Genomic DNA, 18,591 nt, shown 5'->3' with positions numbered 1-18,591 from the left:
GGAACGCCGCATGGCAATAAAAATAACAAAACACTATTTTATTAATTTAAGTTTAGCCGTAGTCATTTTTGCTATCGGTATTTTAGCCATACGCTATTACAACCATTATGTATCGGCCTATACAGACGTAACAATTAACTCAAGCGTGCTTAATGAGTCGCGCAAAGTGTTTATAAGATTACCCGCTAATTACAATCCTAAAAAAGCGTATCCGTTAATTATTAAAACCGATGGTAACTTTAATTTAGATACATGGGACAAAGCACTTACAAAGCAAGCTAAGAGCGAAAAATGGGATAAGGCTATATTGGTGTCTATTCCTAATTTGTTTTTTACAGATACACGTAATCGCGATTTAGTGCCTCCTTATGCTCGCCAAGATGTAAATACACAAGCGCGCCCAGAGGGCGAAACACTTATAGAGCCTAATGGTGAAGCCGACAAGTTTTTAGCGTTTATTGAAACTGAGTTATTCCCGTATTTATCGGCAAAATATAAGCTTAGTAATAACCGTGTATTAAGTGGTTTTTCTGCCGGTGGCAGCTTTGTACTTTATACACTGCATACAAGGCCTGAACTGTTTAATGGCTACTTTGCATTTAGCCCAGCGGCTTGGTATGACGACATGACAGTGGTTAATAATGTAGAAGCGTTTTTAACTACTCAAGCTAACAAAGTTAAGGCGCCTACTTATTTATATCTTTCGGTGGGTGGGGCAGAGCATCCGTTAATGTTAAAAGCGTTTAATAATTTAGAGTCTGCTTTAAAAGCAAATCCTAATAATAGCCTTGCGTGGCAAAGCGCTATAAACGAAGGTGCTGAGCATTCAGATAATCCACCACTTAGTGTATCAAAGGCATTAGCTGGTTATAGTGCGTTTATTAAAAAGTAGGTTAGATAGGTTTAAGCGGTAACTGTATGTATATACAGTTACCGCTGTTTTGTGTATTTAGAATGCTCAATCAATTTTATAGCACTTTACTTAGTTTAATATTATTAACGACTTACAAAGGAAAGTTGGTTTAAATTATATTTGCACAGGAAATACACGCACTGTATTTATATACAGTGCGTAGCTATTGAGTTAGAATGCTGTCAGTACCTATGAGCATATACGCATCTATTTGTTACTGCTTTTAATCAGCCTTACGCCTTTGTGATCAGCAATAAGCAGTGTAAGTACTTTGCAATTTCAATATAATTTCACCATCTTTTTACACTCTTAATGCAGTTAATATAAATTAGCTGGTGGCTTTATAGTAAAAGAACACATCATGCTAAATGTTATTATAATGCTAAACTTAGCAATAGAGTCAAATTAAAAAAAAGTAATCAGTAAGGTAGTGCAAATAATAAAGCGAGAGGTTTAGATAAAAAAAGAGCATTTATAAAAATGCTCTTTTGTAAGTTACGACTACTTTGCTTTGATCGGTTTAAAAAACAATACCAGTGCAATTATAAATGCTGAAACGCTACAAATTATAAATACGTTTTTTTCACCACCAGGTATGTACTGCATAAATGAGGTAAAAAACTGACCCGAAAATACAGCCATCGTAAAGTACGATAAATTACGGCCGCGTACTTTCACATCGCTGAGCTCTACCGTCATATGGTTTAAAAGCGGGATACTAAAACCAAATCCTATACCTATTAATATTGCGCCTAAAATTAAAAGTAGGGTGCTTACTTGTGTAAAACAAATATACGATAAACTAAACGCTAAAAAGGCAAATGCCAAAACCTTGGGCTCACCAAGCTTCTTTGTTATTTTAGGCATAAAGCCTGCGGTAACTACAGCCACTAAAGATATAAATGCGAGTAGTTGGCCTATTTGTGATTCGTTAAAGTTTTCCTCGTTCATTGTAATGGGCAGTAAAACAGTAGACGTAAAAAATATGGTCATCGCGAGTGTTGAAATTACATAAACGCTTTTTAACGAGAGACCATTATTAGCTTTGTGGTGTAGATGTCCTGACACTTCATCGCTATTACTAGCCAGTGAGTTTTTACTTGGCACAAACAATAAAAGCATGGCCAAAAATACCCACGCTATTAAATAAAGTGAAAATGGCAGCGCCCAAAATTGCGACGCTAATAATCCGCCTAAAAATAAAAATATAACACCGCCTAACTCTATCGCCATGCCTTGTTTTGCAATCATGCCAAGGCATGCTTCGCCTGTGTACCAAGCAGAAATTAAAACCGTACAACTTGCCATTACCACAGCAGTTATACCGCCGAGTAAAAATCGATTAGCAAATACAAGCGTTGGGCCTTTTAAAAAGTAAGCGCTGGCACCTGCAACCCCATATAAAAATAATCCAATTACTAAAAGTTTATAAGCTCCGTATTTATCTATTAATTTTCCTGCTAGCAGCGCAAAAACCACAGCGCCTAACGATGGCAACGTAATTAAAAGTACGGTGTTATCGGTTATACCTAATCCTTGTGAAATACTTACTAAACCTGGCGCAAGTAGGGTTCCCACCATAATAGTTAAGCTGGCAATACACAGTAATGTAAAGCTACCCGCTGTTTTTAACATACTCATTTTTACTCCTTAAGTTTTAAGCGATTACTTTTTAGCAAATGAATTAAAAATGCCACTTAGCAAAATAAATATAATGCTTACAGCAACAACGCCAGGCCATTGATAAAGTGCAAATGCTTTAACACCAACCATTGAACCAACAGCGCCTCCAATGTAATAACCCAGCATGTAAATTCCATTTATGCGACTTTGCGCAGTGGGGTCAATACTAAAAACACGCACTTGGTTAGCCACTTGCGCACTAAATATGGCAAAGTCGATTAAAATAATGCCAATAACTAACGACGCTAAACTGCCATTAAACAAACCTGTAATAGCAAAGCCGATTGCCGCAAGCGTAAGTGCAATCATAATTAGAGCTTTAGATCCTAGTTTGCTGACCCATTTACCCGACGACTTAGCGCCAATTACGCCAGCCAATGCTATTACACCAAATAAACCGGTTTGTTGAGCGTTGTAGTTAAATGGCTCGTTACTTACATAAATTGCAAGTGTTGCCCAAAGCACATTAAATGATGCAAACCAAAATGCACCCGAAAGTGTAAAGTGCTGCAGTGATTTATGTTTAATAAACAACGCTAACGTACTTTTAATGAGAGGCCAGTAACGCAAATTAGTGTGTGGCTTATTGCCAGGTAAAAACACGCGCAGTAATATACCAAATAATGCCGCGAGTACTGCCGACATTAAAAATACATTTCGCCAACCAAATTGCTCACCTACAAACCCACTTAACGTTCTTGAAAGTAAAATACCGATGGTTAAGCCCATCATTAATGTGCCTAACGTGGCACCTTTTTGCTCGCTCGATACAAGCGATGCTGCAAAGGGTATTAATTGCTGGGTTATATTAGCGCTTACACCAATTAAAAATACCGATATAAGTAATAAAAGTAAGTTAGGTGCAAGCATTGCTGCACTACAAGCCACTACTAATAAGCACGACAAAATAGTAATTAAACGCCTGCGAGCAATCGAGTCACCCAAAGGAGAAATAAATAATAACGCAAACGCGTAACCAATTTGTGTAAGCGCGGGAATACTCCCTAGTTGCGAATCAGTTAAATTAAATTCGTTAGCTATAAGCGGTAAAATAGGCTGGTTGTAGTACAAGTTTGCTGCTGTTGCGGCAATTGCAGTGGTCATTAGTAATAAAATAAATCGACTTAATGACTGATTTTGTTTGGGTTTGGTCATAGCTGTCTAGTGTTGTTAACTCATGCCGCTATGATATGAGTTCTTTAGCTATAACAAAAATGATATTATTTTATAGAATCTATACAAATAATGTATTTAAGGTGCGTAATGGATATTAAAACATTAAAAAGTTTTGTCAGCGTGGCTAAGCATCAGAGTTTTTCAGAAGCGGCCAAAGAGCTACACACCGTGCAACCTGCAATAAGTAGGCATATTGCACAGCTCGAAAGCGAGCTTGGTGTTGTGTTGTTTATAAGAAATTCACGCGATGTTGCAATAACTCAAGCGGGTGAGCAGCTATTAAAAGATGCACGCGCTATTTTGGCTCTAGCTGAGAAAGCTAAAACTCAGGTTAAACGTGCTCACAACGGGCAGGTAGGTACACTTAATATTGCGCACTTAAGCTCGGCATGTTTAACCTTTATGGCAGCACTGGTTCGAAAATATAAACAGCAATACCCAAGCGTGCACGTTACATTGTTTGAAATGACTGCAACTGAGCAGATACATGCGTTTAAAAACGATTTAATTGATGTGGGTTTTTCACGGCCTTTACCTGATTCAATTAATGATGAATTTGTAAGTCATACTATTTATGTAGATTCATTGGTGGCCATCGTTAATCAAAACCATGCGCTGGCAAATTATAAAAATATTGATTTAGCTAAACTAAAAAATGAGCCATTTATTATTTTTAATAGAGAGGAAGCACTTGGTCTTTTTGATGAAACCATTTTGCAATGCAAACAAGCTCATTTTTCACCGAACATTATTAGCCAACCTAGGCACATGCAAACATTAGTTACTGAAGTGGCTGCTGGCCTTGGTGTGGCAATTGCGCCTTATTGCGTACGTAAATTATATAGTGAAGGGTGCCATTTTATAAAACTGAGCGACGTACTCACTCAAATCCCGGTGCTATTACAAATTAAAAAAGCAGATACCAATGCGGCTGTTAATGCATTTGTTGAAATAGCCTTAAATGCAAAATCGAGTATTGAAAAAAGTATGGCGGAATAAAAAAAGCCCAGTTAAAAAAGTTAAAAGGGCTAAAAGGGTTGTGCTTAGGGAAGTTGTAGTCGTTTTTAAACTTATATTTAGAGCTTATATTTAGAACTTATATCTAAAACCAAATGCTATACCGTCATCTTCCGACTGCTCCATTTGTGCTTGTTGATCGTCGTTATCACTTTCAAAGTGGCTAAAGTCTTTACGCGCTTCTACGTAGGCAATAGTGTCTTCGTCAATTAAGTAGTGAAGGCCAATAACAGCAAACTGACGCTTAAATACATCGTCTGGATCGGCGTTAAAGTTTGGCTGAATTACGTAGTCATCACCGGCATCAAATACGTTGTAGGCAATAAAAGGGCGAAAATCGTTATCAAAGCGGTAAGATGCAAATGTTTCTACACCTATTGCGTCATCAATTAAGCGACCAATATTATCGGTGTCGTGGTTTTTGTTTTTATTTACGTTGGCAGCAACGTATAGGCCGGGCTTATCAATGTTGCCCCACATAATGCCTGCACCGTAAATTAAATCTTCAACATTGCGAGTAGAACCATCGCCAAACGTTAAATCAAACTCGCCACGGTTAATACCCGCTGTAAGCGTGAGCATATCGGTAGGGGTATATGTTACAGATGCACCAAATGTGTAGTTAAATTCAACTTCTTGGGCTGCACTATCGCCAGAGTTCCATAGCGTTTCGCATTCTTCTTCTGAAATATCGCTTACGTCACAGGTATAAAATTCGCTGTTTTTAAGCTGCGCTTGTACTGCAAAACTAAAATCGTTATAGCTATTGCGGTACTGCACTAACTTATCACCACGGCCAGTGCCATTTACAGCGCCATCGTCTTTGTTATAGGTGTAAACGCCAGCTGCATTACCATCCCATACAAAGCTATTATTTGTGCCATAAACTACGTCGTACCATGCACCCCATTGTTTACCAATGGTAAGTTGACCGTACTTTTCGTGTGAAAGGCCTGCGTAACCTAAACGGTTATACAAAAACTCGTCCTGAATTGATTCAAAACGATTATTATAAATTATATCGCTGCTGCCAACAGGGTTTACACCCCATTCTACGAGTGCAAGGGCAGTCCAGTCTTTCTTGAGCTTTCGGGTAAAGCCAAAGTTAATGCGCGAAGTACCGTTAACAACTTCGGTTTCGTTTTGTGTGTTAATTACACGCACATCAAGATATCCACCTACTTTTAGAGTGTTTTTATCATCTTTGTATAACTCTACCGCCGAAACAGCGGGTGCTAATACAATACTTGCGCTAATCAGTGTCGCTAATTTTTTGCTCATCTTGTGTGTTGCCCTGTGTAAATTTCAGTGTTTTTACGTAGGTAAAAATTCAGGTTCGAAGATTAACAAAGCAATAAACGGCTCAAAAGTGAAAAAAAATCAACAAAATTGGACGGCAAACTTAATTGACATTCACTCGAGGTTAATTTTGCTTTTCAGGTGTTGCTGAGGTTTGTTTTTTTAGTTGTTTTGTAGGTAAAAAGGATTGGTAATAAGTGGTGTGTTAAAATTCTAATTTGAATTAATTTCATCTTGATTAAAAAATAGCGACTAGTGCAAAAGCTCTAAAAGTGCTTTATTTTCATAAATATAACTTTTTATTGTTATAGGTTGTACAAAAATGAGTTAAGTAAACACACAAACACGTTAAAAGTGTTTTTACTCTAATTTATATACCAAATTCTAAACATTCATATCGGTTTATTATGAATGTATTTATGAATTTTAATTTATCTAAGTTGAATAACAATTTGCAAAAACACTAAATTTAATTTGTTATTTTAATTACGAGTAGCTCAGCGATAATAATTGCCTTGAACGACGTGGTTTGCCATTAAACTTTCATAGAAAAACAGGCCATTTTGGTTTAAACTGCGCGCAATTTAATTACATCCTTACTCCCTTGGAGGGTAGCGCTATTATTAGTACAGCTAATGTCACCATGCAATTTGGTGCTAAACCATTATTTGAAAATATCTCAGCAAAATTTGGCGATGGAAACCGTTACGGTTTAATTGGCGCAAATGGTTGTGGTAAATCAACATTTATGAAAATTTTAAGTGGTGAGCTTGAAGCGTCTTCAGGTAATGTAAGTACTGATCCAAATGAACGCGTTGCTAAACTAAACCAAGACCAGTTTGCCTACGAAGAATACTCAGTAATTGATACTGTTATTATGGGTCATAAAGAACTGTGGAAAATTAAACAAGAACGCGACCGTATTTACTCTTTACCAGAAATGAGTGAAGACGATGGTATGAAAGTAGCCGATCTTGAAACTGAATTTGCTGAAATGGATGGTTACTCTGCTGAATCTAAAGCAGGTGAACTATTATTAGGCGTAGGTATTGGTACTGAGCAACACTTTGGCCCAATGTCAGAAATTGCACCTGGTTTTAAACTACGCGTGCTACTTGCACAGGTGTTGTTTTCAGACCCAGATATAATGCTACTTGATGAGCCTACCAATAACTTGGATATTTACACTATCAAGTGGTTAGAAGATGTATTAAACCAACGCGACTGTACCATGATAATCATTTCGCATGACCGTCACTTTTTAAACTCTGTGTGTACTCACATGGCCGATATTGACTACGGTGAGCTACGTATTTACTCAGGTAACTACGACGAATACATGTTTGCAGCAACGCAAGCACGTGAGCAGCTACTTAGCGAAAACGCGAAAAAGAAAAACCAAATTGCTGAACTTCAACAGTTTGTATCTCGTTTCTCTGCTAACGCATCTAAAGCTAAGCAAGCTACATCGCGCGCTAAACGTATCGACAAAATTCAGTTAGACGAAGTTAAAGCGTCATCACGTCAAACGCCGTTTATTCGTTTCGACCAAGAAAAGCAGTTATTCCGTAACGCGCTTGAAATGAACAATTTAACGCAAGGTTTTGACGACAATACGTTATTTTCTGGCCTTGAAGGTTTAGTAGAAGTTGGCGAACGTATTGCTATTATTGGTGAAAATGGTGTTGGTAAAACAACATTACTTAATACATTAGCAGGGCGCTTAGCACCTAAAGCCGGTGAGTTTAAGTTCTCAGAAAATGCGAACATTGGTTACTACGCGCAAGATCACGCAGATGAGTTTGCAACCGACATGAACTTGTTTCAGTGGATGGAGCAATGGCAACAAGAAGGCGACGACGAGCAAGTGGTTCGTAGCTTCTTAGGTCGTATGCTGTTCTCTCAAAACGATATTAAAAAGTCAGTTAAAGTAATTTCAGGTGGTGAGCAAGGCCGCATGCTGTTTGGTAAAATTATGATGCATAAACCAAACATATTGCTAATGGATGAGCCAACCAACCACATGGATATGGAATCTATTGAAGCGCTTAACTTAGCACTTGAAGCCTACGAAGGTACATTAATGTTTGTATCGCACGATCGTCAATTTGTATCATCGGTAGCTACCCGGATTTGGGAAGTTAAAGATGGTAAAATCATTGACTTTAGAGGCAACTACGCAGAATACCTAGCGAGTAAAGAAGCTTAATTAGCTATTTACCCGTTAACCCTAAAAAGCCATGTTTAAACATGGCTTTTTTTGTTTTTGTGGCTTTGTATTAGTCGCAATTAATATGGCTTTGGGTATAATACCCGGCTTAAACAGGACATAAGTCCGCTATTTTAAAAATACATTACTGAGGAGTATTTATGACTGTTGGCATTATTATGGGTTCTAAATCAGATTGGCCAACCATGGAACATGCAGCACTTATGCTTGAGCATTTTGGCATTAAGTACGAAACTAAAGTCGTGTCTGCACACCGCACTCCTCAATTACTTGCTGATTACGCAAGTTCAGCCGCAGAACGCGGTATTAAAGTTATTATTGCTGGCGCTGGCGGCGCGGCTCATTTACCAGGTATGGCTGCTGCTTTTACATCGCTTCCTGTACTGGGCGTGCCTGTAAAATCAAAAGCATTAAATGGTGTTGATTCACTTTTATCTATTTGCCAAATGCCTAAAGGCGTTGCAGTGGGCACACTTGCAATTGGTGAGCCGGGCGCAGCAAACGCAGGTTTACTAGCCGCACAAATTTTAGGGTGTCAAAATCCAGAAATTTTTGCAAAAATTGAAGCGTTTCGTAAAGCTCAAACCGACACTATATTAGCTAATCCAAACCCTGCAGAGTAATAATGAATATTTTAATATTAGGTGCAGGGCAACTTGCACGTATGATGAGTCTTGCAGGCGCGCCGCTTAATTTAAATGTGGTTGCATACGATGTAGGCAGCAAGCAAATTAAGCATCCGCTAACTGGTGAGGTTTATAGCACGTCACTTGAGCAAGCAATATTAAACGCTGATGCAATTACTGCAGAGTTTGAGCACATTCCTGATGACGTACTAACACTTTGCTGTAACAGTAATAAGTTCTACCCTGGGAAAGCCGCTATTAAAACCGGTGGCGATCGCTCGCTTGAAAAAGCATTGCTTGATAAAACAAACGTAACTTGTGCGCCGTATCAATTAATTACTGAAAAAGCGCATCTAGAACACGCAGTTAAAACCCTAGGCAAGCCACTTGTTATTAAAACATGCCAAGCGGGTTACGATGGAAAAGGCCAATGGCGTTTAAAATCGGATAGTCAAATAGACGAAATTTGGTCACAAATGTCTGATTTTATTGCATCGGGCACCGAGCTTGCGCCACATACAATTATTGCAGAAAAAATGATCCCGTTTGATCGTGAAGTATCTATTATTGGTGCGCGCGATAAACACGGTAACGTTGCTATTTATCCGCTAACAGAAAACGAGCACACCAATGGTGTATTAACGCTTTCTATTGCCGGTAAAAATAATCACAGAGTTGAAGCGCAAGCAAACGATGCATTTACAAAAATAGCAAACGAGCTTAACTACGTTGGCGTATTAGCAATTGAGTTTTTTGATGTACAAGGCACGTTACTGGTTAACGAAATTGCACCGCGTGTACATAACTCAGGCCACTGGACGCAACAAGGCTGCCATTGCTCACAGTTTGAAAACCACATGCGTGCTGTTGCAGGTTTGCCGCTTGGCAATACAGAGCTTAAACACATTACCGCGATGATAAACGTACTAGGGCAACCTAATATCCCAGCTGACGTACTAAAATATGCAGATGTGACTAGCCACTGGTACGGTAAAACTGCAAAACCAGGTCGTAAAATGGGCCATATAAACGTATCGGCCACTAGCATGAACGATCTAGCAGATAAATTAGGTGAGCTTACTGAATATCTACCTGAGCAAGATTATCCAGGTATTTTAAAAGCGGCGGCAAATTTAATCCTTCATTAAATGGCTAACCGTTTTATTAAATGCCGAGCTTGCTCGGCATTTTTTTTGTACTTAAAAAAAGCGCAAGGTTACCTAGATTGTGAAATAATGATTGAGTCTAAAATTTTACAGTGAAATTATTTAATGAAACTTAAAGCAATTTATAGCGCACTACTTGTTGCCGCTTCTTTTAGTCCTTTTTTTAGTAACAGTGCATTTGCATCAGACTCTCTTCGTGTTGCTACTTTTAATGTAAGTATGGATGCAACTAATCACACACCTAAAGGTGAGCAAGTTAAAAGTGATGCTTTAGTTAATGCACTTAAAGCAAACCACCAGCAAATTAAGAATATAGCGGAAATTATTCAACGTGTTCGCCCTGACATTATTTTACTTAACGAATTTGATTACATCCCAAAAGAGCAGGGAATTGAATACTTTAATAAGCATTATTTAAATGTAGGTCAGCAAAAAAAAGCCGCTATTAATTACCCTTACTCTTATATTGCCCCTGTAAATACAGGCCTAGCCACTGAGTTTGATTTAGATAACGATGGCAAGAAAAATGGCGTGATGGGCGATGCACAAGGTTTTGGCTTTTTTGAAGGCCATTACGGTATGGCTATTTTGTCAAAATACCCAATCGATTTTGATAAAGTAAGAACCCTTCAAACCTTTAAATATAAAGACATGCCAAATGCACAAATGCCCGTAATGCCTAAAACAGGCGAAAACTGGTATAACGCACAAGAATGGCAAGCACTTAGACTTAGCTCTAAATCGTTTTGGGATTTACCTATTAACGTAAATGATAAAACCATTCATGTTATTGCATCTCACCCAACACCCCCTGTATTTGACGGTGAAGAGGATAGAAACGGCAAACGTAACCACGATGAAGTAAGGTTAATTGCCGATTACGTTTCAAACGCTAAGTATATTTACGATGATAAAGGCGAAAAGGGCGGTTTAAAAACTTACTCTCGGTTTGTTATTTTAGGCGATTTAAACGCCGCACCAGAGGGTGATAAAGCCCGCACAAATACCACCGACCAACTACTTAAAAACCCATTGATAAACGCTCACTTTGTTCCAAAAAGTGAGGGCGCTAAAGAGCAGTATGATGTGCCTTATGCACAAAATTACAGTGCTAATTGGCAAGCGCGTGTTGATTACGTTTTACCGTCAAACTACGGCTTAAAAGTTAAAGACGGTGGTGTGTTTTGGCCAACTAAAACGAGCAATGAATATCGTTTAATTAAAGACAGAAACGCATCGAGCGATCATCGACTGGTGTGGCTTGATTTAATCGTTGAATAACGCCTATTAACAGGGGATGCGCTAGTAAACTGAGCTTTACCCTGTTTAATGGCTATTTATCTTAAAAAATTGCAATAACTTGAGTGCTTCTGCTTAAATACGGCTTAATTATAATAACCGTATAGAAGCACTATGATTTTTAATTTTTCTTCATCTAAAACGTTAGTGGCCTTAGCTGTTGCCTCAAGTGTCATGCTTGCAGGTTGTAGCGCGACCGCTAACACCTCATCAACACAGCAAAGTGCTTTACCAGCAACATCGGTTGCTGCGGTTGTAAACACGCCAGCAGATATCGGCTCACAAAAAATAACGTTAGAACAAGCAATGGCCGATCCTGATTGGATGGGCAATCAACCAGAGAGCGCTTATTGGGCTAGCGATTCGGCTACTATTATTTATGCTCAAAAAGAGCAAGGTAATACACTACGCGATTTATTTAGCCAATCGGTTACTAGCCAAACAGCAGAGCAGGTAGCACTTAATAAACTTCATACTGTGGGTTCAAATAAAGCTGTTTATTCAAAAAATAAAACAATGGCGGCCTACACGTTTAAAGGCAATGTGTTTGTTAAAAACCTAAAAACCGGTGAACTTAAACAAATTACAGCGACATCAGCAAGCGAATCTAAACCACAATTTTTAAATAATGGCGATTTAGTTTACCGCCAAGGCAATGTATTTTTTAAAGTTGATTTAAAAACAGGCTTAACGAGCGAGCTTGCTAACTTAAAACTTGGTGATGAGCCAAAAGGGATTGAAGAGCCAAGCACGTATATTGCTAAAGAGCAGCATAAATTGATTAAGTTTGTGGCGCTTCAACAAAAAAACAAAAAAGATAAGCAAACACGTAATGAGCAAATTAATGAACAAAACGATTCAATTGCTAACACGGCTTACTACTTAGGTGATGGTAATAAAGTTGCAGAAGCACAGCTTTCGCCAAATGGTGATGCGCTGTTAGTCGTTGTACAAAAGCAAACAGATTGGCGCGGTGATGGCGATATTATGCCTAACTACATTACAAATGACGCCACTATAGAACCTAAAAAAGCACGCCGCCGTGTAGCCGATGCTAAAGAAGAAACCTCAAAGCTTGTGTACATCAATTTAACTAACAAAGAGCAAACATCACTTAGCTTTAATACCTTACCGGGCTTTGATGAAGATGTTTTAGCCGCAGTTAAAAAAGAAAACTATGCACGTGATGGTAAAACATATAAGTCTAAAAAGGCGCCTCGTGGCATTAACCTTATTATGGACTGGGGGTTTGAGCAAAGCCCAATAGTATGGAACGATGACGGCTCGCAAGTAGCTGTCATGCTTGAAGCATGGGACAACAAAGACCGCTGGCTTGCTACCGTTGATTTTAAAAACAACAAACTTGTCTCGCACCATCGCCTGCATGACGATGCATGGATTGCTTACGCGTTTAACGACTTTGGTTGGTTACATAACTCAAACACGCTTTATTACCTATCGGAAGAGTCAGGTTACAGCCAGCTTTATAAAAAACCAATTAACGGCAAAGCAACTGCGCTAACACAAGGCCAATTTGAGGTTTCTAACTTAACGCTTGCCAGCGATGACAGCGCAATTTATTACAAAGCGAATGTTGAGCACCCAGGCCTGTACGAAATTTACCGTGTTAACCCACAAACAGGTAATAGCGAGCAAGTTACTGACTTAAATGGCATGACTGATTACACGTTAAGCCCAGATGAAACTAAGTTACTCCTTAAGCACTCTACAATTACCATGCCTAATGAGCTTTACGTAGCTGACGCTAAAGCAAATACAAAAGCCACGCGCTTAACGCATACTGTGTCGGATGAGTTTTTAGCTAAAAAGCTAACAGCCCCTAAAATTGTTGCTGTGCCATCGAGCCATACAGATCAACCGATATACGCAAAAGTGTACTACCCAGCTGATTACGTAGAAGGTGAAGTAGGTAAAAACCGCAAAGCGGTTATTTTTAATCACGGCGCGGGTTACTTACAGAATTCACATATGGGGTTTTCGGTTTATTTTCGTGAATTTATGTTCCATTCATTGCTCGCTGATGAAGGTTACATAGTAATGGATATGGATTACCGCGCATCTAAAGGTTACGGCCGTGATTGGCGCACCGCGATTTATCGTCAAATGGGCACACCTGAAACACAAGATTTAGCCGATGGCGTTAAATGGATGGCGCAAAATGCCAATGTTGATACCAAAGCAGTCGGCACTTATGGCGGCTCATATGGCGGCTTTATGACCTTTATGGCATTGTTTACCGCGCCTGAGTTATTTCAATCGGGTGCGGCACTACGACCTGTTACCGACTGGGCACATTACAACACAGGTTACACGGCTAATATATTAAACCATCCTGATGTTGACCCGATTGCATATGAGCGCAGCTCACCAATTTATTACGCTGAGGGTTTAAACAAACGTTTACTCATTAATGCACCCATGGTTGACGATAACGTGTTTTTTCAAGACTCAGTGCGTTTAGTACAGCGCTTAATAGAGCTTGAAAAGCAAAACTTTGAAACAGCTATATTTCCTGTTGAACCACATGGCTTTGTACAGCCTTCAAGCTGGTTAGACGAATACCGACGTATTCATAAGTTATTTAAAGAAACGCTTTAATCTTTAATTCTTAAAGTATAAAAACAAAAACGCCGCATTGGTTTAGTTAACCAATGCGGCGTTTTTATTGGGTTGAACAAAATCTAACTTTATTTTTTATTTTTAAAGTTCTTTTTAAAGAGCTCTATAACCAGTGGTATGGCAAGCAGAGTCCCGCCAATTACACCAATTAAATGTGCGTCAATAGCCACAGTGGAGTTAATAAGCTTTCCTATATCAGCATTAGGGCCGCTAAATTGCTCAAACGCTATTTTAATCCATACGCCTACAAATAATAAATAACCAGACTTAAGCCCTACAGTTATATCTTTAACTGCCCCCAAAATAATTACACCATGCAGCAGAGCACTTAATCCGGTGTAAATATGTATGCTTGGGCAAAACCAGTACACGCCGAGCCCACACCACAGTGCTAGCGCACTTGTGTTAAAAGCGTAGCGAGTAGGTGATGTGTATTCGCCATGTAAAAGCCATATTAATAAAACACCACTGGCATTTAATCCCAAATGAGCCCAATTAGCATGAACAAATTGGCTAGAAAAGATTCGCCACAGTTCGCCTTCGTCAATTAAGCTTCGGTTAAATTCAAGTAAATTATTTAAATCAAATGCAGCAAAAATGGTACTAAATAGCAGCAGAATAATAGGCGGTAATATATAACGAGGTTGAATAGGTAAATTAAGCATTTTATTATATTTTTTTAGTCAAAATTTTTGCATATTGTGCCCGTTTAACTTTAAGATGCCAAATACAACTACGTAATTAAGTGTTTTTAGTATTTTTATGCATTTTAAACTTAACTCATTATTTGCCATTGGACTGTGCGCAGTATCACTGCCTTCATTTGCACAGCAAGCAACTCAAATTGAAACTCGCGAACCTGAAGCCGCTACTGGATTAATCCATAAAAAAGTAGTGCAAGGTGATAAATACATGGTTGCTGCGGCAAATCCATATGCCTCAAGAGCCGGTCAACAAATTTTAGCCCAAGGCGGCAGTGCCGTAGATGCTGCCATTGCTACTCAACTAGTGCTTACTTTAGTTGAGCCGCAATCGTCAGGTATTGGCGGTGGTACATTTATGATGTACTACAACAAAGCAAACAATAAGCTGACTAGTTTTGATGGCCGCGAAACAGCACCTGCAAATGCAGACGAAACGCTGTTTTTAGATAAGCACGGTAAAGCCGTTAAATGGATTGAAGCAGTAGTAGGTGGGCGCTCTGTTGGTGTACCTGGTATTTTACATGCCTTTGCAAGCGCGCATAAGCAATACGGTATCTTGCCGTGGGAAGAACTTTTTAAACCAGCTATTGAACTTGCAGAGCAAGGCTTTGTAATTTCGCCGCGTTTACATGGTTTATTAGCACGCCAGTTAAACCCAGGCGTGTTGAGTATGCCTATTATTAACGAATATTTTTACCCAAATGGTAAATTAATCGAAGCGGGTAGCGTTAAAAAGAATCAACCACTTGCTGATTTATACAAAGACATTGCAAAGCAGGGCATTGATGCATTTTACAAAGGCGAAAACGCTAAACAAATGGTTAATGCTGTACAGCACTCTAAAGTTGCCCCTGGTAAATTAAGTGTGCAAGATTTAGCAGATTACAAAAGTAAAGAACGCGATGCGGTATGTATACAATACCGTGCTTATAACGTGTGTTCTATGGCGCCACCAAGTAGTGGCGGTGTAGCAGTACTACAAATGCTTGGCCTACTTGAGCATAAAGATATGAGTGCACTTAAACCAAATGGCGAAAAAGCGATTCATTACTTTAGCCAAGCTTCGCGTATTGCATTTGCCGATCGCGATATGTACATGGGCGATCCCGATTTCACTCAAGTACCTACCAAAGAGCTTTTAAACAAAGATTACATTGCCTCACGCGCTAAATTAATTACCGAAACAGACCGAAAAGCCGTAGCCGGTAATCCAGTAGGGTACTTAAGTTATGCAATGGATGATTCATACGAGTTACCTTCTACTTCGCATGTCTCTATTGTAGATAGTAAAGGTAATGCCGTTTCGATGACCAGTTCAATTGAAATGGCGTTTGGCTCTACGGTTATGGTTAATGGCTTTATTTTAAATAACCAACTAACTGACTTTTCGTTATCGCCACGTAAAAACGGTAAGCTTGTAGCAAACCGTGTAGAGGCTGGTAAACGCCCGCGTAGCTCTATGTCACCGGTAATGGTATTTAATAAAGATGGCAGCTTACGTTTAATTGTAGGCTCACCTGGCGGTAGTCGTATCATAGATTACGTTGCACAAGTTGTTGTGGGTGTTATTGACTGGAATTTATCAGCACAAGACGCTATTAACTTACCGCGTACAACAAATCGTAACGATTACACCAGCCTTGAAAAAGGCACAACCATTGAAGCCATTGCGCCTGCGCTTACTAAACGCGGCCACAATGTACGTATTATTGATTTAAACTCAGGCTTACACGCAGTTGAAGTTAAAAATAATACCTTATATGGTGGTGCCGATCCGCGCCGTGAAGGTGTTGCGTTATCTGATTTAACTGATAATAACGCCACTATACAATTTTAAATTATGTATAATATGCATGTGGGCAGTGAAGCCCGCATGTATTTTCTCTCAATGGTCTGACTAGCTTAATTGTCGTTGCAATTAAACCTTTAACACTGATAATGACAGATCATAACTTAAGACTCCGTTAAAGCCTGGAAATATGACAACTAATACTGATCCTAACTACTTATATATTCATCATTCTGGCCCTGGCCTAATTGAAACACCGCTATTAAATAAAGGCAGTGCCTTTAGTAAAAAAGAACGCGAAAATTTCAATCTTGCTGGTTTACTTCCTCCTCGCTTTGAAACAATAGAAGAGCAAGTTGAGCGTTGTTATCAGCAGTATTCTAGCTTTACCGACAACCTTAATAAGCATATTTACTTACGTGCGATTCAAGATAACAACGAAACACTTTACTACCGTTTAGTGCGTGATCATCTTGAAGAAATGATGCCAATCATTTACACGCCTACAGTTGGCGACGCTTGTGAAAAATTCTCAGACATTTATCGCAGCGCACGTGGCTTATTTATTTCGTATGAAGATCGTTACCAAATTGACGACATTTTACGCAACGCTACCAAAGGTAAAGTAAAAGTTATTGTTGTAACCGATGGCGAGCGTATTTTAGGCCTAGGCGATCAGGGTATTGGTGGCATGGGTATCCCAATTGGTAAATTGTCACTTTACACTGCGTGTGGTGGTATAAGCCCAGCATACACATTGCCTGTAATGCTTGATGTGGGTACTAATAACGAAAAGCTTTTAAACGATCCTATGTACATGGGTGCACGCCATAAGCGTATTGCTCAAGACGAATACGATGAGTTTTTAGATTTATTCATTAAAGCGGTTAAACGTCGCTGGCCAAATGTATTACTTCAGTTTGAAGATTTTGCACAACCAAATGCAATGCCGTTACTTAAGCGCTACCGCAATGAAATTTGTAGCTTTAACGATGACATTCAAGGTACTGCGGCTGTAACGGTCGGTTCTTTACTTGCTGCGTGTCGTGTTAAAAATTCAACCCTAAGCCAACAAAAAGTAGTTTTTGTGGGTGCAGGTTCTGCTGGTTGTGGTATTGCTGAGCAAATTATTAGCCAAATGGTTTTTGAAGGTATTACAGAAGCTCAAGCGCGTAGCCAAGTATTTATGGTTGACCGTTTTGGCCTACTTTCAGAGGGTATGGAAGGCTTACGCGATTTCCAACAAGCACTTGCACAACCGCAAGGCTCGTTAAGTGATTGGACTTACAGCGGTGAATACGCATCACTTCTTGATGTTATGCACTGTGCACAACCAGACATTTTAATTGGTGTTTCAGGCCAACCTGGTTTGTTTACTGAGCAGGCTATTCGTGCAATGCACGCCGGTTGTGAACAGCCAATTATTTTCCCATTGAGTAATCCATCTAAGCAGGTAGAAGCGCATCCTGCTGATGTGATTAAGTGGACTGACGGTAAGGCGCTTGTTGCAACAGGTAGCCCGTTTGATCCGGTTGAACACAACGGTGAAATTTTCCCAATCCCACAATGTAACAATAGCTATATTTTTCCTGGTATTGGTTTAGGGGTTATTGCCGCTAAAGCGACACGCATTACAGATGCTATGTTAAGTGTGTCTAGCGAAATGCTTGCAGAGTCGTCGCCGCGTGCAAACACAGGTAAAGGCAGTTTATTACCAGCCTTAACTGAAATTGAAACGCTAAGTAAGCGTATTGCATTTGCCATTGCTAAAAAAGCAATCGAAGAGGGCGTTGCTCTTGAGATTACTGATGATGCGTTATGGGCAGAAATCGACAAAAATTACTGGTTACCAAAATACCGTAACTATAAACGTTGTAGTGTTTAATTAGGTTTATACGTAATTAAAAATAAATAACGTTGTAGGCACAGTTACAACGCTTAACAAAAAACAGGCAATTGCCTAATGCCAGTCAGTTAAGCTGACTGGCATTTTTCTTTTTATGGGGATACTTAGATGGTTTTGGCTTAACCCATCGGGGATATCTTCTA

The 18,591-nt window shown here is 39.3% G+C and carries 13 protein-coding genes; 9 read left to right on the top strand and 4 right to left on the bottom strand.

Annotated features, from left to right (window positions below; all coding sequences use genetic code 11):
• The first annotated feature begins 10 nt into the window (after nt 1–10).
• On the top strand, nt 11–892 hold the full coding sequence (locus GQR54_RS17635) for an alpha/beta hydrolase-fold protein (RefSeq protein ID WP_166379317.1): 882 nt from the start codon (nt 11–13) through the stop codon (nt 890–892).
• 522 nt (nt 893–1,414) lie between these two features.
• On the opposite strand, the gene GQR54_RS17630 is transcribed toward GQR54_RS17635, so the two are convergent.
• Both GQR54_RS17630 and GQR54_RS17625 read right to left on the bottom strand, forming a co-directional pair.
• Complete coding sequence (locus GQR54_RS17630; RefSeq protein ID WP_166379315.1) at nt 1,415–2,554, bottom strand: MFS transporter; 1,140 nt, start codon at nt 2,552–2,554, stop codon at nt 1,415–1,417.
• A 24-nt stretch (nt 2,555–2,578) separates the two neighbouring features.
• Nucleotides 2,579–3,751, bottom strand: coding sequence for an MFS transporter (locus GQR54_RS17625; RefSeq protein ID WP_166379313.1), 1,173 nt, complete (start codon nt 3,749–3,751; stop codon nt 2,579–2,581).
• A gap of 108 nt (nt 3,752–3,859) precedes the next feature.
• Between GQR54_RS17625 and GQR54_RS17620 the strand changes: the two genes are divergently transcribed.
• A complete protein-coding gene (locus GQR54_RS17620) occupies nt 3,860–4,771 on the top strand; it encodes a LysR family transcriptional regulator (protein WP_166379311.1) in 912 nt (303 codons plus the stop codon).
• A gap of 90 nt (nt 4,772–4,861) precedes the next feature.
• Here the strand turns inward: GQR54_RS17620 and GQR54_RS17615 are convergent, their stop codons facing one another.
• Nucleotides 4,862–6,070 carry a porin gene (locus GQR54_RS17615; RefSeq protein WP_166379309.1) on the bottom strand — a complete coding sequence of 403 codons (1,209 nt, stop codon included), beginning with the start codon at nt 6,068–6,070 and terminating at the stop codon, nt 4,862–4,864.
• Between the two features lie 637 nt (nt 6,071–6,707).
• Between GQR54_RS17615 and GQR54_RS17610 the strand changes: the two genes are divergently transcribed.
• From GQR54_RS17610 to GQR54_RS17590, 5 genes are all read left to right on the top strand, one after another.
• Nucleotides 6,708–8,297, top strand: a complete 1,590-nt coding sequence (locus tag GQR54_RS17610; protein WP_165741752.1) for an ABC-F family ATPase — start codon at nt 6,708–6,710, stop codon at nt 8,295–8,297.
• 161 nt (nt 8,298–8,458) lie between these two features.
• Nucleotides 8,459–8,941: a 5-(carboxyamino)imidazole ribonucleotide mutase gene (gene purE, locus GQR54_RS17605; RefSeq protein ID WP_002962540.1), complete on the top strand. Its 483-nt coding sequence runs from the start codon at nt 8,459–8,461 to the stop codon at nt 8,939–8,941.
• A 2-nt stretch (nt 8,942–8,943) separates the two neighbouring features.
• The gene (locus GQR54_RS17600) at nt 8,944–10,092 is read left to right on the top strand and encodes a 5-(carboxyamino)imidazole ribonucleotide synthase (RefSeq protein ID WP_166379307.1); all 1,149 of its coding nucleotides are present in this window, start codon (nt 8,944–8,946) and stop codon (nt 10,090–10,092) included.
• A gap of 123 nt (nt 10,093–10,215) precedes the next feature.
• Complete coding sequence (locus GQR54_RS17595; protein WP_166379305.1) at nt 10,216–11,391, top strand: endonuclease/exonuclease/phosphatase family protein; 1,176 nt, start codon at nt 10,216–10,218, stop codon at nt 11,389–11,391.
• Nucleotides 11,392–11,523: 132 nt separating this feature from the next.
• A complete protein-coding gene (locus tag GQR54_RS17590) occupies nt 11,524–14,028 on the top strand; it encodes a prolyl oligopeptidase family serine peptidase (RefSeq protein WP_166379303.1) in 2,505 nt (834 codons plus the stop codon).
• Between the two features lie 89 nt (nt 14,029–14,117).
• Here the strand turns inward: GQR54_RS17590 and rrtA are convergent, their stop codons facing one another.
• Nucleotides 14,118–14,714 carry a rhombosortase gene (gene rrtA, locus GQR54_RS17585; RefSeq protein ID WP_166379301.1) on the bottom strand — a complete coding sequence of 199 codons (597 nt, stop codon included), beginning with the start codon at nt 14,712–14,714 and terminating at the stop codon, nt 14,118–14,120.
• A 97-nt stretch (nt 14,715–14,811) separates the two neighbouring features.
• On the opposite strand from rrtA, the gene ggt reads away from it, so the two are divergent.
• Nucleotides 14,812–16,590: a gamma-glutamyltransferase gene (gene ggt / locus GQR54_RS17580; RefSeq protein WP_166379299.1), complete on the top strand. Its 1,779-nt coding sequence runs from the start codon at nt 14,812–14,814 to the stop codon at nt 16,588–16,590.
• Between the two features lie 142 nt (nt 16,591–16,732).
• A complete protein-coding gene (locus tag GQR54_RS17575; RefSeq protein ID WP_166379297.1) occupies nt 16,733–18,427 on the top strand; it encodes an NAD-dependent malic enzyme in 1,695 nt (564 codons plus the stop codon).
• Nucleotides 18,428–18,591 lie beyond the last annotated feature (164 nt).

Origin of the sequence: Pseudoalteromonas sp. Z9A4 (assembly GCF_011378845.1) — a bacterium.
GTDB lineage: Bacteria > Pseudomonadota > Gammaproteobacteria > Enterobacterales > Alteromonadaceae > Pseudoalteromonas > Pseudoalteromonas arctica.
Note: the sequence above shows the minus strand (reverse complement) of the source record. Positions and strands in the feature narration are given on the sequence as shown.

Coding starts and splice junctions, on each gene's coding strand:
- GQR54_RS17635 (WP_166379317.1), top strand. CDS start 11: ATGGCAATAAAAATAACAAAACACTATTTTATTAATTTAAGTTTAGCC.
- GQR54_RS17630 (WP_166379315.1), bottom strand. CDS start 2,554: ATGAGTATGTTAAAAACAGCGGGTAGCTTTACATTACTGTGTATTGCC.
- GQR54_RS17625 (WP_166379313.1), bottom strand. CDS start 3,751: ATGACCAAACCCAAACAAAATCAGTCATTAAGTCGATTTATTTTATTA.
- GQR54_RS17620 (WP_166379311.1), top strand. CDS start 3,860: ATGGATATTAAAACATTAAAAAGTTTTGTCAGCGTGGCTAAGCATCAG.
- GQR54_RS17615 (WP_166379309.1), bottom strand. CDS start 6,070: ATGAGCAAAAAATTAGCGACACTGATTAGCGCAAGTATTGTATTAGCA.
- purE (WP_002962540.1), top strand. CDS start 8,459: ATGACTGTTGGCATTATTATGGGTTCTAAATCAGATTGGCCAACCATG.
- GQR54_RS17600 (WP_166379307.1), top strand. CDS start 8,944: ATGAATATTTTAATATTAGGTGCAGGGCAACTTGCACGTATGATGAGT.
- GQR54_RS17595 (WP_166379305.1), top strand. CDS start 10,216: ATGAAACTTAAAGCAATTTATAGCGCACTACTTGTTGCCGCTTCTTTT.
- GQR54_RS17590 (WP_166379303.1), top strand. CDS start 11,524: ATGATTTTTAATTTTTCTTCATCTAAAACGTTAGTGGCCTTAGCTGTT.
- rrtA (WP_166379301.1), bottom strand. CDS start 14,714: ATGCTTAATTTACCTATTCAACCTCGTTATATATTACCGCCTATTATT.
- ggt (WP_166379299.1), top strand. CDS start 14,812: ATGCATTTTAAACTTAACTCATTATTTGCCATTGGACTGTGCGCAGTA.
- GQR54_RS17575 (WP_166379297.1), top strand. CDS start 16,733: ATGACAACTAATACTGATCCTAACTACTTATATATTCATCATTCTGGC.